Source organism: Streptomyces sp. NPDC005485 (assembly GCF_040606085.1).
Lineage (GTDB): Bacteria > Actinomycetota > Actinomycetes > Streptomycetales > Streptomycetaceae > Streptomyces.
On the sequence record NZ_JBEXDZ010000036.1, the window covers coordinates 1 to 14,837 of the forward strand.

The following is a 14,837-nucleotide window of genomic DNA, read 5'->3' on the forward strand; positions in this document are numbered from 1 at the left end:
TCATGCGGGGAGTCAAGGGTGCGCTCCTGACGCAGGGTCAGCAGCGAACGCTCCGCACCAACCGCCTCCACCCGCCAACTCCCACTGACCACAGCACCAGGGCGAGCGGGCTCGTACTGCTCAAAATCGACAGCATAAGCGTGCGGATGCAACACCCGCCGGGCATGCCACGTACACACCCGACCCCCCCGCAACTCCCACAAATGCAACCGCTCCACACTGCCATCAAAATCCATCCGCTCCACATGCACATACCAAGGCAACACAACAGGCCAACGCCCAGCATCCGCCAACAAGCCATACACAACCCCAGCCGGAGCTGCCACCTCAACCCTATGAACACCAGAACCCACCCGCCACAACACCACCCACCACCCCCCACCCCACCCAGACACACCCCCCACCCTCCCCCCACCCACTCGAGAAACCCTCGCACCCCACCACAACCCCCCCACAGCAAGCAGGACACGGACGGAAGCGCCGCGGTTGTCGACGAGTTCGGAGTGGGCATCGGACCACACGCCAGCGAGTGTGTCCCACATCGGCGGGACTTGGCCGGGGCCATAGGTGCGGATCACGACATCTGCGCGGGTACTGGTCTCACGCCCGTCCTCCTGCGGAGACGGTGGTAACGCGGTATTCCTCCATCCAGTCGGCGACCGCGGAGACGCGGTCGTGCAGTTGCAGTGCGCCGGCGACATTGTGCAGCGACTGCAGCAGCCAGTCGGAGCGGAACGCGAGGACCCGACCCACGGCTTCAGAAGCCGCGTCCGAGGCTTGCGTGACAAAATGATCTAGCCTCGGACCAATCCTGATTTTTGAAATCTGTGCAGCCAGGGGCTTGTCACTTCGGGCGGGGCTGCCCCAAACGACGGGGCAGACGGACGCCGATGCCGCCAATCTTTGGCTTCCTGAGTGCTCGTCGTCACCTCGCGGCCCACCCGCCGTTGGCGTATCCGCGGTTTAAGCGGCGCCCTTCTTGTCGTTGTTCTGGAAAGTGATGACGTCGACTTCGTCGGTTCCCGCCAGATCTGGGTAGTGGCCCTTGAGGGCTTCCCGGAGTTCGGCTGCGGTCGTCAGCCCCTCAGCTTGGGCGTCCTGGTTGGTGAGGTCGCTGACCAGGCAGTGCCTGATGCCGGTCACCTCTGCCGACAGGACGACTTCAGGGTCGCTCTCAAACACCAGCCGTGCCGGGCCGAGCTGCGCCGGATCCCGGAATCGGGTCGTCTTGGTCTTGGCGCCGGAGCGGACGACTTCGAGGTAGCGAGGATTGAACCGAATGATTGGGGGTCCAGCCGTCTCGGGGTCTTGGTAGAGCGATGGGTCGAGACAGTTCATTCCCGCCTCCGGGGTCCATCGCTGAGCCAGCGGCACCAGGTCGGCGGCGAGCACGGACATCAGCCCCGCGGGGGTGGGCACGATGACGCGCATGGTGGGGTAGTAGTCCAAGAAGACCTGCCGATCGCGCCCGCACGGGCCGATGACCCCGCGCTCGTGGTTTCCCACGGCGACGATGCAGCGCATCTGGCGGGCGCCCTGGGCCCGCGCAGCTCCCAGAGCCACGAGTTCGGCGCAGGGCCCGCCGGTGAAGTGGTAGAGGTTCACGCCAGCGAACATCCGGTAGTCGGCGGCCATGACTGCGGCGCCCACCGTGTGGATTCCGTCCTCATCGGGCGCGGCGTCGGTATGCGCGTCTATGGTGCGGCGTGCCAGCTCCACGAGCTCACGCTCATCATCATCGAGAGCTCGTACAGATGACGGGACGTACACCTTTTTGACCTTCCCTTTCTTCAGCAACCGCCCAAGAGCATTCCACGCCACACAGGCGGGCTCCACAGGGTTTCGGCTTACCTTGGCTGGACCCTTATGGTGGTCCCGTGGGCAGGGATGCGGTGCCCAGGCTGAGGCTGATTGTGATCACGGACGACGATCCGGGTCCGCGGTTGTGTCGGGGGTGCGGTGGTCCGCTGATGCCGTCGGCGCAGACGACGGTGGCGTTCTGTTCGTCGGCGTGCCGCTCGCGTCATCGGCGGCGGATGCGGCGCACGAGGGTGAGGACCCAGGCGGTCCAGGCTGCCCGGACGGTGAACTGTCCGGAGTGCGGAGCGAGTTGGACGGTCGGGGTGAAGCATCCCGCCTCGGCACGGTACGGCTCTCCCCGTTGTCGCAAACGGGCCTGCGGCGGCGCCCGCAACTGGGCAGGGCATGAGACGGCGCGCACCGTTACGGCAAGGCCGCTTCACGCGCCGGACCCGCGCGCCCTGGCAACCGTTCCTGGACCATCCCCGATGAGCAGGAGCGTTTCGAGGCGGTCAACAACCCCCCGCCCAACCCGCGCGGAGGCCTTGCGAGGTGGACCCACGACAGCGCGAAACGAGTGGTGGGCTGGAAGGTCGACTCCCCGGAGAGCGTCCAGGAGAATGTGGGGATCACCGTGGAACGCTGCTTCCTCGGCGCATCCAGATCAGCCTGTAGCATCTGGTCGATCACCGGCTTGAACGGATCCGGCTTGGAACGGCGAGGCGCGTACGGTTCCCGAGGTTGCGGCCACGCCGAACTCAGCGCCTTCTGAACAGTCCGCCAGCCCACCCGGTACTTGCGCTCCAGCGCCCGGTTCGACATGCCCTCGCGAGCGTCACACCGCAGCGCGGCATACGACTCGACCTTCGACTGACCAGGCGGCATCGGCGGCGCCCCTTCACTGAGCACATTCACCTTGCCACCGCAACCCCGCGAGTGACACTACTTCTCACGAACAACTTCCCAGCCAACCAGCCGGTGACATCCACTCAGACGGACAACTGACAACCCACAAACACCGTCAGAGCCATCCTTGCGAAAACCATTGGTGCCCCGGCTTGCTCCGCTGATGGACTGACGTCCTACCGTGAGTCTGCCGCGTGACGGAGGTAGTGGTTGTGACAGGTTATGACGTGCTTGCCGAGGTGTACGAATGGCTCATCTCGGATGCAAAGTTGCCTCCAGCCGAGTTCGCTGCGTCGTTCGACGACGTCCTCAAACTCCTGCCGTCGAACGCTCACGTCCTCGACTGTTCGTGCGGAACCGGACAGTTGGCGGTTGGCCTCGCCGGTCGTGGCATGCAGGTTGTCGCAACTGACGCCAGCGAGGCGATGGTTCGTCGGACTGCAGAGCTGTCTGAGGAGTTCGGGGCATCCGTCCGGGCCGTACGGGCGAACTGGGAAGAGTTGCCCGACCATTTCCAGGACAACACGTTCGACATGGTGTTCTGCGTCGGCAACTCGCTTCACCATGCCACGGGCGCGACAGGCAGGGGTGCTGCTCTGGAATCGATGTCACGGCTTCTGCGCCCCGGCGGGCGCTTGGTACTCACATCCCGCACTTGGGAACTCGTGAGGGCCAGAGGTTCCCGGCTGGAGATCAGTGACCGACTCGTCCGCCGGAACGGTCGCGATGCCGTCGTGGTCTACCGCTGGGAGATTGCGCCGCATTGGGAGGAGGAGCACCACATCGAGATTGCGATCGCGCAAGTTGATGCGACCGGGTTGGTTCTTGTCCGCTCGGAACTGCTGTCCTGCTGGCCCTACCGTTACGAGGAACTCGAAGTCGAGCTGCACCGGGTCGGACTCCAGACGGAACTGAGCACGTTCGATCTTGAGGCCGAGAACTACATGGTGGTCGCGAACAAGGTGTAAACACCGGACTCTCAGTCCCTGGCCGGACCTCGCGGTTGCTCGCAGGACGCTTGCGCCCTCTCATCGGTGCGGGTTCAAGTGGTCAACGCAATGCCTCGGACGAGGAGTGCTCGTCGATCAGACGGCGGTAGATCCGGGGTGACGGTGTGGCGCTGTTTCCTGGTCGCATCCAGATCAATGAGCAGGATCTCGTCGATCAGCGGCGTGAACGGATCCAGCTTCGACGGCCGCGCCGAAGCGGTTGTCGTGCGTGGCTGCGGCCAAGCCGAGGTCAAGGCCTTGTTGACAGTGCTCCAGGTGACGCCGTACTTGCACTGCAACGCCCGGTTCGACATGCCCTCGCGGGAGTCGCGCCGCAGCGCGCCGTACAACTCAACCTTCGACTGGCCAGGCAGCATCGGGGGCGCTCCTTTAATGAGGCGGCTGTCGGAGTTGAACGTGGCGGGGGCGGTGCGTCGCAGCGTGAGCGGCCCCGGCCGCTGCGAGGTGGATGCCGGGCTATAGTCACCGGGTCGCGAAAAACGATGTCCCGCGGGTCCAACTGCCGGGCATCGCTCGTACATCGATGCAGATGGTTCTGATCGGTGAGCGTCTCCTTGCCGAGGCCGGACATCCCGTCCGCTCCCGGCGCTGGCTATCGCCGACGTGTGTCGGCGCTACACAGGAGCGCAGCATGCAGAAGACCATCGCCATTGTCGGAGCGGGACTGGGCGGGCTGACGCTCGCCCGGGTGCTTCAGGCTCACGGTGTCGCCGCGACGATCTACGAGAGTGAGGCTTCGGCGACCACCCGTGCACAGGGCGGCCTGCTCGACATCCACGAAGGGACCGGACAGGTCGCGCTTCGCGCAGCTGGTCTGTACGACGAGTTTCTCACTCTGGTCCGCCCGGGCGAGGACGCCAAGCGTGTGGTCGACCGCCACGGCACGATCCTGTTCGACATGCCTGCGGACCCCGGTTCGGCCCGTCCTGAGGTGGATCGTGGCGAACTCAGGCGCCTGCTCATCGACTCGCTGGCGCCCGGGACGATCAGGTGGGGGCACAAGGTCGCCTCGGTCCGGCACCGTCCGCAGGGCGGCTACGTCCTCGCCTTCGCGGAAGGCTCCGCCACGCGCGCCGACATCGTCATCGGCGCGGACGGCGCCTGGTCGAAGGTGCGTCCGCTGCTCACCCCCGCCGAGCCTGTCTTCAGCGGAACCTGCTTCTTCGAAATCGCCCTCACCTCGGGCGACCAGAACTCTCGAGCGAGCGTGGCTGCGATCGGCAGCGGCACGCTGATGGCGGTCGCGCCGGGCAAAGGCATCATCGCCCACCGCTATGCCGACGGGCACGTTCGCGGATATTTGGCGCTGAACAAGCCCGAGGAGTGGATGAGGTCGATCGACTTCGGCGACCCGTCCGCGGGGCTGCGCCAACTTGCCGACGAGTTCGACGACTGGTCGCCGCTGCTCACCGCCTTCGTGACAGAGAGCGACGCGGAACCGTGGCTCCGCCCCATCCACGCCCTTCCCGTCGGGATTGAATGGGACAGGGTGCCCGGAGTGACGCTCGTCGGCGACGCCGCGCATCTGATGTCGCCCTTTGCCGGCGAGGGCGCGAACCTCGCCATGTACGACGGCGCGGACCTGGCCGGCAAGCTGGTTGAGCAACCCGACATCGAGGTCGCGCTCAGCGCCTACGAAGAGCGGCTGTTCCTGCGTAGTAGCGACGCCGCCGGCCGCTCGGCGCAGAACCTGGAAATCTTTTTCGGCCGGGAAGCACCGCAGAGCGTAGTCACTCTGTTCGATCACTTCTGATACCCCGGTCCGGGTTCGCGATCTTGCCGCGGACCCGGCGGGGAACGAGTACGGCCATCGCGTGCTCATCGGGGGTTGTGTGTACTCCTGAAGATCGTGCGACCCGGCACCGCACGACGCATCGAGAACAGCCAGGTCGGCGTGTTCCTCGCCTACGCCACCCAGCGTGGATGGGCTCTGATCGACCGTCGGCTCTGCCTTCCCGAGCATTCCTGGTGCCCGATCCAGAGCGCCGCCGCGCAGCCGGGACACCCGAGACGGTGCAGTTCGCAACCAAGCCCCACCTGGCCGGGGAGATGATCGCCGCCGCGCTGGACGCGGGACTCACCGCCTCCTGGGTGACCGGCGACAGCCTACGGCCAGGACCCACACCTACGCGCCCGTCTGGAGGAGACCGGCATCGGCTACGTCCTGGCCGTGGCCTGCTCCACCAGGGTCCGGATCAGCCAAGGACGCACCCTCGAGCGTGCGGACACCCTCGTCGGCCGGCTCCCCACAGCCGCCTGGCAGCGGCACAGCTGGCAACGGTGCAAAGGGCTCGCGCTGCTACGACTGGGCCTGGGTCCACATCGGCACCGGCGGCTACCGCCACCTGCTCATCCGCCGCAACCGGACCACCAGTGAACTCGCCTTCTACCTATGCTGGGCACCCACCGACGTGCCCCCTGTCCGAGCTGGTCCGTGTCGCCGGTGTCCGCTGGAGTGTCGAGGAGTGCTTCCAGGCCGCCAAGGGCCAGGCCGGACTCGACCACTACCAGGTCCGCAACTGGACCTGATGGCACCGGCATATCACGCTCGCCATGCTCGCCCTGGCCTTCCTCGCTGCCCTCGCAGTCGGCGCTGCTCCCGACCGAGCCGTCGATCCGCACCAACCCACCAGCAACAGGGGGTGCTGGCGGGGCCAGTGCTGGAGTCCACGGTGGCGGTACTGGTAGGCACATCCGCTGTAGCCGATGACTGCTGCGGTGACGGCCCAGTCCAGGAACCTGCCAAGCCAGAACGACAGACGGCGGCGTGAGTAGAGCAGGAACACCGCATACCGCCGTGAAGCCTTCGCACCGAACGCGAGCCCGGCCATGAGCCCGAACGCGACTCCGAAGCGGACCACGAACGCGCCCCGAACTCGAAGCCGGAGGCGAGGTTTCTGCGTCCTTGAGCGGGTTGTGCAGACTCATAGAGTGTCGGTTGGGATGGCGAACGCTCCGGCCATGACGGCAAGTGCGCTGGTCAAGGTGATGCCTGCTGGCGCCGAGGGTGTTATCCAGGCGAGGCGGAGGACGGTGAGGGTGCTCAGAAGGGCGCCGGTGATCCGGACGCGGATGCGCCCGCGAGGGGCCAGAGGGTGTGGAGGACCAGGTCGGTGGCCTCCGCCATTGTGGGGGTCGCCGACAGCGGGAAGCGTGCCGGTGGGGTCGAGGTGGGTGGCGAGGTGGTGGAGCCAGCGGTGGACGTCTTGTGGGGTTCAGCCGCCCGGGGGGGTTGGGCGTGGTGCGGGTAGTGGCGAGGATGTAGCCAGAAGGTGGCGGTCCAGGGTGTCGGCGTCGCGGAGGGTGAGGAGTTCGGCGGAGCGGCGGTGACCGTGGTGGCGTCGTCGGCCGGCCCGAGGCGGACGGCGTCCAGCAGCCCGCACCAGGAGGTGCGGCCCGATTCGAGGGCCGCGACGAGGAGTAAGGCCAGCCTGGGATCAGCTGGTCGGTGCGGCGGCCGTGGACGTGGCAGAAGAGCCGGTCAGGGCTGGTGTTCGCGTCGGGACGCAGCCAGTTGGAGACGTCCACCGCCGGCGCGAAGGGGCCGTCGGTGATGGCCAGTGCCCGGCGCATGCGGGCCGGTTCGCACCACCCCTTGTCCAGAGCCGCGTACAGGGCGCCGTGCCCGCGCCGCATCTCATGCGCGAGGGAAAGCTCGACCAGCGTCTTGACCGAGCCATCGGTGCACAGCACCGCCGTCGGTCAGCTCGAAGAGCCCGTCCGCGCGGGCATGCAGGCTCTCGTAGAACTCAACCCGAAAGCGGGACAAGACGCTCAACGCCTGGCTCGCGGGCGGGGTGGCAGGGAGACTCATGAGCAGCGGCCGTTCTCTCGTGCTTCGTGACTCGGCATCTCGAAGCGTGGAGAACGGCCGCCCCCGGTGTCCCGGGAAGGACCGCAGATCAGCAGGTCGGGTGACCTGCGAGGCCGAACGTCAAGCTCAGCCCCAACTGGTGCAGTTGCCGTCGGCGTAGCCCGCGCAGGTCTTCACCTGGACGTCTCGTATCGGCGCCCACACGTTCCTGATCGGATCGGCGTTCACGGCGTTGTAGTACGTCTTCGTGGTGTTGCCAGAAGCGGTGTTCAGCCGTACGTCCTCGTGCCAGTGCCAGCCCTCCACCTCGTTCTCCCAGTGCCGGAACCGGATATAGATCCTGGCGGACTCGCCGTCCGCAGCCGTGTCCTGGACGGATCCGGTGATCTGCGCGTCCCAGGTGTTGTTCCAGCAGATGACCCAGGACGACTTGGCCCCGTGGATCTGCTGCGTGCCGGTGCGGTGGTTGGGCCACGACGCCTCGTGGCACGCGTCGAACGCGGACGTGCTGCGCTCGATCGTCAACGGTGTGCCCGAGGCGACGGCCGGTGTGGCGACGAGCAGGACGATCGCACTCGCCGTCACTCCAAGCGGGCCGGCCACGTGGGAGTAGCTGCTTCTCATGTGGTGACCGTCCTCCAGGATCCGCAGGTGTCCAACAGGATCTCAGCCGGGCCCGCCTCGCCGGCGCAGACCCGGAAGGACACGGTGACGCCCTCGGGGAAGTTCACGTCCTCGGTCGTGGCAGTGCCCACCCCCGATGTGGCCCAGACACTGCCGAAGTCGGTTCCACCCCGGCTCCAGAACAACACGGCGCTGTGCCCGTCCTGGTTGTTGTCCTGAACCTTGAGCTGTTCCCATGTGCTGGGGTCGTAGAACCACCCCGTGCCGCACCGGCGCAGGGACCCGTCCATGACGTCTTTGGTGTATCCGCAGTAGTTGACGGAGTACTCCGGGGCCGCCATGGCCGGCGGCGCGAGCATGAGGCTCGCCGCAGCGGCGCCGAGAGCCACCCCGTAGCGTGCTGTCTTCATCGTGAGCCCTTCCCTCAAAGCCCGACACAGGCTCGTTTGAGGCCGTCGTCGGCGGGAGTGAGGTAGCTGGTGCGCACGCAGAGCGAGCTGCCCGACTTGAAAGTCCGGTTGGCCACGAAGGTCTTGTACTCCGCCTTGCCCTCGGCGGCCCAATTGCCCTCCACATCGCACCGCCCGGTGCCCCGGATCGAATACGGGCTTCCGCTGCTGAGCGTTCCGGTGAGGGAGAAGTACATGTAGACGTCACTGGGGTTGTTCAGCGAGCCACCGCAGTGATCGCTGAGGCGGTCCGACCTGTACTCATGCGTCGCGAACACCTTCGACACAAACGTGCCGGTGTGATACACCGTGATGCACGCTGTGCCGATTTCAGGGTTGTACACGCACGCACTCTTCGTTGATTCCGCGTGCGCTGCGGTCGGCATGACAGCAAGGGTCAGGCCCCCGCTGAGAAGAACTGTCGCGGCCAGCTGCCAGACACGTCTGAGCATCGTGTTTCCTTTCCATCGATGTAATGCCGGTTTCCGTCTTGGTCACCGCTTCCATCAGTGAAGGTTGGGGCCGGGGACTTCGTCGGCCTGGAGGCGGCGAAGTCGGCGTGCGCCCGGTAGATGCCGGCCACCGCAGGGTTCCGTCTCGGTTGTGCTTCAGCACAGGCGCCAGCCTTTGGTCCAGGGGTGATCCCGGCACCACAGGCGCCCGTCCGTGCCGCGGGTTGAGACGCCAAAGGGGTAGGCGTACGCACCGTTCGGTGTGGCGTGGGCCGCCTGTCCTCCCAAGGAGTGCCAGCCGCCGCTGCCCTTCCAGGCGTGCCAGATGGCGTAATCGGTGCCCACCACGAAGTACTCGACGTTCCCACCACCCCAGTCGAGGTCGGAGGCGAGGAAGTCGCAAATTGCATATCCGGTATAGCCGTAGGCAGTGACAGCACAGGCCGACGCCGTTTGCTCACCGTTCGCCGCAGTGGGTGCGGCGGCCGCCACCACCGGGACCGCCACACTGGTGCTGCTGCGCGCGGTGCCCTCGCGCGCCGGGGCGGCTGCTGCCGGCGGCACGACCGCGGCGAGCAGCAGCGCCAGCAGGGACACGATCCCCCACACGTGCCCGGTGGTGCTGCGACCGCGCTGATTCACCTTGTTGGTCAAGACCGAACCCTCCCACTTGATGTGCCGCTCCGCTGAGGGCGGCCGTTTCGAGGCGTTGGCGGGTCCGTCCCCCGCGTGCCCTCGGCATGCCGGCCCGATCACCATTTCCACCAGTTGTAGATGGCGTTGTTGGCGACGTAGGTCGGCGGCCCGCCGCTCCCGGTCCAGTAGGACTTGTTGTCGTAGTAGTTCCAGTACCACTGCTGGTAGGAGCCGCTGGTGATCTCGGGGATGACGTCATGTTCTATGCCTTGCCCGGCGCGGTAGATGACCGTGTGGCCGGCGCCGCTCATGCCGACGGCGGACTCGTTGTCCACAACGTCATCGTCCTCGGCACCGACGAGGGTCCAGTCGGTGCCCTGGGCCGACTGGGGGGCGTTGTACAGCCATGTGTTCAGCAGCCACGATCCGGGGGCCATCTCGGCACATTGAGTGAAGACGGGAGAGCAGGCTGATCCCAAGCCGGTGCCCTTGTGAGGGGTGGAGAGCGTCACCACGTCCTCGATGTAGAGATAGGGCGGCCAGCCGCTTTCTTTACGAGCCACGCCGGTGAGCGCCGCCCGGGTCACCAGTCCGCCCATGGAGTGGGCAACCACGTCGACCGATACATTGTTCTTGGAGTAGGAGCTGTAGATGTTCCAGGCGAGAAGCCTGCCCAGTTCCCTGATGGAGACGTCCCGCGTACCGTCGAGGATCTTGGTGTTGCAGTTGGTGTCACCGCTGTAGAAGCTGACGGTGTGGTACGTCCCGGTCCACCCGTAGGACCGCATGGCCTCGCCCATGGCGCGCCAGTACCCGTTCCAGCAATCGTGGTGATCGCGGACGAACGTGAAGCCGGGTACGAAGTACACGGGTCGGGCCGCGCTGTTGTCCCGTACCGGCGCAGCGCTGGCCGGTAAGGCGCTGGACAGGGCAATCAGCATGGAAAGAACGAGTGCGACACCTGACCGAACAACGAAACCACCCTTCATACATGACGCTCCTTCATCGCGGCTTTCCGGGAATTTCGGGGACGGTGCCGAGTACGGCAGCCGTGGCATCGCGTCTACGCATGTATCTCCTTCTTTCGCAGGGCTGTTCCACTTCACGGGGCGTGCTGCGGGATCGGCATCCGCCGGTGTCGCTTCCTGGCGGATGCCGATCCTTGCTCCCCCTGCACCGAGCCCCGAGGGGCTCGCAACACCGAGTTCAGCGGTCCGCCGCATTGTTTGGCAGGACTGTTCCGGCGCCCAAACAATGGCCGGACACGATCTTTCCGGGGACGTGAGGGGTGCATAGGTTGGCCGCTCCGCGTGGTGCAGGCGCGGCTGGCGGAGGTGGGGTGTGGCAGGGCGACGTGAGGTACCCGTGGATCCGGGGGCGGGTCCGGTGCAGCAGTTCGCTTTCGCGCTGCGCAAGCTGCGCGCCGAGTCGGGCGGCATCACCTACCGGGTGCTGGCGCAGCGGGCCGGATACTCGATCACGACGCTGTCGCAGGCAGCCGCCGGTGAGCAGTTGCCCACGCTGCCGGTGGCGTTGGCCTACGCGGCGGCGTGTGGGGGTGATGCGGCAGAGTGGGAGGCACGGTGGAAGCAGGCCGTGGACGAGGTTGCCGTCCTGGGCCACGCAGATGACGGGGAGGACGCGGAACCGCCGTACAAGGGATTGGTGCGGTTCGAGACCGGTGACAGTGCACGGTTCTTCGGCCGTGACAGGCTCACCGCCGGCCTCTTGGACCTGCTGCGCCGCCAGAGGTTCGCGGCGATGTTCGGCCCGTCCGGCAGCGGCAAGTCCTCCTTGCTGCGCGCCGGTCTGATCCCCGCCCTCCAGCACACCCAGGCGCCGGACCTGTGCCTGGCCGCCATCCGCATCCTCACCCCTGGCCCGCACCCGGCCCGCACCCACGCCCGCGTGTTCGATCCCGACACCAGACCGGAGACGACAGCCGCGGACACGTTCGTGATCGTCGACCAGTTCGAGGAGGTTTTCACTCTCTGTCACGATCCGGCCGAGCGAGCCCGCTTCCTCGACCTGCTGCTGACCGCCCGCCAACCCGAGAGCCGGTTACGCGTACTCATCGCGGTGCGCGCCGACTTCTACGGCCACTGCGCCGAACACTGCGACCTGGCCGACGCGCTGCGTGACGCCAACCTGCTGGTCGGTCCGATGACACCGGCCGAACTGCGCGAGGCCATCGTCAGGCCGGGCACTGTGGCCGGCCTGACCGTGGAGCGCGCCCTGACGTCCCGTCTGGTCGAGGAAGTCGCCGACGCCCCGGGCGGGCTGCCGCTGCTGTCACACGTGCTGATGGAAACCTGGCGGCGCCGCCGCGGCAAGGCCATGACCCTGACCGGCTACGAAGCAGCCGGCGGTCTCGAGGGCGCGATCGCCAAGACAGCCGAGAGTGTCTACCGCCGGTTCACCAAAGCCCAGGCAGCCGCGGCGCACCGCCTGCTGCTGCGCCTGGTCGCCCCGGGCGAGGGCACCCCAGACGCCCGCAGGACCGCCGACCGCGAGGAGCTTCAGGCGACTGGCAGACAGGAGACCGAAACCGATCAGGTTCTGGAGGCCTTCGCCGGGGCGCGGCTGCTCACCCTCGACGGCGACACCGTCGAACTCGCCCACGAGGCTCTGTTGACCGCCTGGCCCAGGTTGCATGGCTGGATCGAACAGGACCGCGAACGCCTGCGTTTCCACAGGAGACTTACTGAGGCGGCCCGAGCATGGGATGAGCTGGGCCGCGATGCGGGAGCCCTGTACCGCGGCAGCCGTCTCGTCGCTGCCGAGGAATTCTTCAGCAGCGGCCCTGCTGAAGACCTGACCGCCCTGGAGCACCAGTTCCTCACCGCCGGCACAACCGCACGTGATCAGGAAGAGCGCGCCGCGATCCGTACCACCCGGCGCCTGCGCACCCTCAACACCGCCTTGTCCGCACTGCTCGTCCTTGCCCTCACCGCCGGCCTGGTTGCCTGGCAGCAGAGTCGGACCAGCGACCAGCAGCGCCAGGCCGCCGATTCCGCCCGGAAGGTTGCCCTGTCCCGGCAGTTTGCCGCGCAGTCTGCCGCCCTCAGCGCCACGAACTCCGACCTTGCCTCACTGCTGGCCATCCAGGCCTACCGGACCAGCCCGACGGCTCAGGCGGTGGAGAGTCTCTACGCCGCCGCCGCTGTACCTCTCCGGCACAGGCTCACCGGGCACCCTGGCCCTGTGGTCGCGGTGGCATTCAGGCCGGACGGGCGCACCCTGGTCACTGGCGACAACGCCGGCACGATAAGGCTGTGGGACACCAGTGCCGGCCACCTCCGCAAGAACCTGCCCGGAACAGACGCCGATCTCGCCGCGGTCTTCACCCCGGACGGCCGCACCATGGCCATCGCCGACCCAGACGGGGTGAAACTGCGGGACACCAGCACTGGCCGCACCCGCAAACGGCTGGCCAAGCAAACCGTTGACTCAGGTCTCATGGCGTTCAGCAGGGACGGTCGCACCCTGGCCATTAGCACGTTCGGACAGAAGGTGGAATTGTGGGACGCCACCACCGGGCGCATCCGTGCAAGGCTGGCCGAACAGACCAATGACGTGAGTTCGTTGGTGTTCAGTCCGGACGGGCGCACTCTGGCCACCGGCGGCTTCGACGGCGGGGTGAAACAATGGGACGCGGCCACCGGCCGACTCCGCCGAAGCCTGCCCGGACACACCACCGCGATCGTCTCGCTGGCGTTCACACCGGAAGGCCTCACTCTGGCCATTGCCGATTCCAGCGGAGTGGAACTGCGGGACGCGGCCACCGGCCGACTCCGCCAGGGCCTTGCCGGATACACCGCCCCTGTCGTCTCGATGGTGTTCAGTCCGGACGGCCGCACCCTGGCCACCGGAAGCAGCGATGACACTGTCCGGCTGTGGGAGACGGACACCGGCCGCCTCCAACGAAGCCTTCCCGGACACACCGGCCCAGTCCGTGTTTTGGAGTTCAGTCCGGACGGCCGCACCCTGGCCACCGGGGCTGAAGATCGCACCGTGCGGCTCTGGGACGTGGCCGCCGACCAGCCCCAGCCCCTCTTTTCCGATTCCCTCAAGGAGACCGTCTCCATGGTGTTCAGCCCGGACGGGCGCACCCTGGCCACGGGAAGCATCGGCGATCAAGCAGTGCAGTTGTGGAACATGACCACCGGCCGTCTCCGCACAGGCCTACCCCTGTCCGCCAACGCCAGGCCCTCCATGGCGTTCAGCCCGGACGGGCGCACCCTGGCCACCGGAAACCTGGTCGACGGCGGGGTGAAGCTGTGGGACGCAGCGACGGGCCGCTACCGCAGGAGCCTGGCCGGATACAGCGATGACGCGGGAAGACTGGCGTTCAGTTCGGACGGTCGCACCCTGGCTACCGGCAGCGCTGCCCGCGGAGTGGAGCTGTGGGACACAGCCACCGGCCGTAGCCGCAGGAACCATCCCGGACACCACGGCACTGTGTTCTCGATGGCGTTCAGTCCGGACGGCCGCACCCTGGCCATCACCGGTGAGGATCGCACCGTGCAACTGTGGGACACAGCCACCGGCGACCCCCGGATCGCGCTCGCCGGACACACCGGCGCTGTGCTCTCAGTGGCGTTCAGCCCGGACGGCCGCACCCTAGCCACCGGCGGTGAGGATCGCACGGTGCGGCTGTGGGACACCGCCACCGGCCGCAGCCGCAGTCGCCTGACTGGCCACACCGCTCTGACCGGCGCGTTGGCGTTCAGTCCGGACGGCCGCACCCTGGCCAGCGGCAGCGACGACACCACGGTGCGGCTGTGGGACACAGCCACCGGCGTCACACGGGTCACCCTCGCTGGACACACCGGCGCTGTGCTCTCGGTAGCGTTCAGTCCGGACGGCCGCACCCTGGTCACGGGCAGCACAGACCAGACCGTACGCCGGTGGAACGTGGACCGATCCACACCCACCACAGCGATCAGCAAGATCTGCCGCGCCATCGGCCGCAACATCACCACACAGGAACGCTCGGCGTACATGCCGGACCAGCCGCCACATGTCACGTGCCCAAACTCAGGTCCGTGATCAGCCGGTCCTTGTGTGGACCGGGCGGTGCGGTGGCGCACGCCCGGGGCCCCTGCGAGCGAACCGGTGTGCTGACGGCCGCCCGGCGGATCCG

14 protein-coding genes and 2 pseudogenes are annotated in these 14,837 nt (G+C 67.1%); 6 read left to right on the forward strand and 10 right to left on the reverse strand.

The features are described 5' to 3' along the window. The 3 genes from ABZS97_RS14975 to ABZS97_RS14985 all read right to left on the reverse strand — a co-directional run. A partial coding sequence (locus ABZS97_RS14975) for an aromatase/cyclase (RefSeq protein WP_356137594.1) occupies positions 1–542 on the reverse strand: 542 nt, incomplete at its 3' end. A gap of 58 nt (positions 543–600) precedes the next feature. Further along, positions 601–753, reverse strand: a complete 153-nt coding sequence (locus tag ABZS97_RS14980; RefSeq protein WP_356137596.1) for a hypothetical protein — start codon at positions 751–753, stop codon at positions 601–603. Positions 754–963: 210 nt separating this feature from the next. Next, positions 964–1,719 (reverse strand): ASCH domain-containing protein, encoded by a 756-nt coding sequence (locus tag ABZS97_RS14985; RefSeq protein ID WP_356137597.1) that lies wholly within the window; start codon positions 1,717–1,719, stop codon positions 964–966. A 562-nt stretch (positions 1,720–2,281) separates the two neighbouring features. Here ABZS97_RS14985 and ABZS97_RS14990 point away from each other — a divergent pair. After that, positions 2,282–2,572 carry a DUF6192 family protein gene (locus ABZS97_RS14990; protein WP_356137713.1) on the forward strand — a complete coding sequence of 97 codons (291 nt, stop codon included), beginning with the start codon at positions 2,282–2,284 and terminating at the stop codon, positions 2,570–2,572. Between the two features lie 346 nt (positions 2,573–2,918). Beyond that, positions 2,919–3,674, forward strand: coding sequence for a class I SAM-dependent methyltransferase (locus ABZS97_RS14995; protein ID WP_356137716.1), 756 nt, complete (start codon positions 2,919–2,921; stop codon positions 3,672–3,674). 74 nt (positions 3,675–3,748) lie between these two features. On the opposite strand, the gene ABZS97_RS15000 is transcribed toward ABZS97_RS14995, so the two are convergent. After that, complete coding sequence (locus ABZS97_RS15000) at positions 3,749–4,072, reverse strand: hypothetical protein (RefSeq protein WP_356137599.1); 324 nt, start codon at positions 4,070–4,072, stop codon at positions 3,749–3,751. A gap of 275 nt (positions 4,073–4,347) precedes the next feature. Between ABZS97_RS15000 and ABZS97_RS15005 the strand changes: the two genes are divergently transcribed. From ABZS97_RS15005 to ABZS97_RS15015, 3 genes and pseudogenes are all read left to right on the forward strand, one after another. After that, positions 4,348–5,469, forward strand: a complete 1,122-nt coding sequence (locus ABZS97_RS15005) for an NAD(P)/FAD-dependent oxidoreductase (RefSeq protein ID WP_356137600.1) — start codon at positions 4,348–4,350, stop codon at positions 5,467–5,469. 105 nt (positions 5,470–5,574) lie between these two features. Then, positions 5,575–5,825: pseudogene (locus ABZS97_RS15010) on the forward strand (transposase); the annotation flags it as partial. Between the two features lie 264 nt (positions 5,826–6,089). After that, positions 6,090–6,245 carry a hypothetical protein gene (locus tag ABZS97_RS15015; RefSeq protein WP_356137719.1) on the forward strand — a complete coding sequence of 52 codons (156 nt, stop codon included), beginning with the start codon at positions 6,090–6,092 and terminating at the stop codon, positions 6,243–6,245. Positions 6,246–7,035: 790 nt separating this feature from the next. Here the strand turns inward: ABZS97_RS15015 and ABZS97_RS15020 are convergent. The 6 genes and pseudogenes from ABZS97_RS15020 to ABZS97_RS15045 form a co-directional block, all read right to left on the reverse strand. Continuing rightward, positions 7,036–7,530 (reverse strand): annotated as a pseudogene (locus tag ABZS97_RS15020) (transposase); the annotation flags it as partial. 126 nt (positions 7,531–7,656) lie between these two features. Continuing rightward, entirely contained in the window at positions 7,657–8,154 is a 498-nt protein-coding gene (locus ABZS97_RS15025) for a hypothetical protein (RefSeq protein WP_356137601.1), read from the reverse strand. Beyond that, positions 8,151–8,564 (reverse strand): hypothetical protein, encoded by a 414-nt coding sequence (locus ABZS97_RS15030; protein ID WP_356137603.1) that lies wholly within the window; start codon positions 8,562–8,564, stop codon positions 8,151–8,153. Before ABZS97_RS15030 ends, ABZS97_RS15025 begins: the two co-directional genes overlap by 4 nt. A 14-nt stretch (positions 8,565–8,578) precedes the next feature. Then, positions 8,579–8,989 carry a hypothetical protein gene (locus tag ABZS97_RS15035; protein WP_356137605.1) on the reverse strand — a complete coding sequence of 137 codons (411 nt, stop codon included), beginning with the start codon at positions 8,987–8,989 and terminating at the stop codon, positions 8,579–8,581. Between the two features lie 222 nt (positions 8,990–9,211). Beyond that, entirely contained in the window at positions 9,212–9,709 is a 498-nt protein-coding gene (locus ABZS97_RS15040) for a hypothetical protein (protein ID WP_356137607.1), read from the reverse strand. A gap of 98 nt (positions 9,710–9,807) precedes the next feature. After that, positions 9,808–10,632 carry a hypothetical protein gene (locus ABZS97_RS15045; RefSeq protein WP_356137609.1) on the reverse strand — a complete coding sequence of 275 codons (825 nt, stop codon included), beginning with the start codon at positions 10,630–10,632 and terminating at the stop codon, positions 9,808–9,810. Positions 10,633–11,077: 445 nt separating this feature from the next. On the opposite strand from ABZS97_RS15045, the gene ABZS97_RS15050 reads away from it, so the two are divergent. After that, positions 11,078–14,743 (forward strand): helix-turn-helix domain-containing protein, encoded by a 3,666-nt coding sequence (locus ABZS97_RS15050; protein ID WP_356137611.1) that lies wholly within the window; start codon positions 11,078–11,080, stop codon positions 14,741–14,743. Positions 14,744–14,837 lie beyond the last annotated feature (94 nt).

What these genes read in the sequence shown, in the direction of transcription:
- ABZS97_RS15000 (WP_356137599.1), bottom strand. Translation starts at nt 4,072, where the DNA reads ATGCTGCCTGGCCAGTCGAAGGTTGAGTTGTACGGCGCGCTGCGGCGC.
- ABZS97_RS15005 (WP_356137600.1), top strand. Translation starts at nt 4,348, where the DNA reads ATGCAGAAGACCATCGCCATTGTCGGAGCGGGACTGGGCGGGCTGACG.
- ABZS97_RS15025 (WP_356137601.1), bottom strand. Translation starts at nt 8,154, where the DNA reads ATGAGAAGCAGCTACTCCCACGTGGCCGGCCCGCTTGGAGTGACGGCG.
- ABZS97_RS15030 (WP_356137603.1), bottom strand. Translation starts at nt 8,564, where the DNA reads ATGAAGACAGCACGCTACGGGGTGGCTCTCGGCGCCGCTGCGGCGAGC.
- ABZS97_RS15035 (WP_356137605.1), bottom strand. Translation starts at nt 8,989, where the DNA reads ATGCCGACCGCAGCGCACGCGGAATCAACGAAGAGTGCGTGCGTGTAC.
- ABZS97_RS15045 (WP_356137609.1), bottom strand. Translation starts at nt 10,632, where the DNA reads ATGCTGATTGCCCTGTCCAGCGCCTTACCGGCCAGCGCTGCGCCGGTA.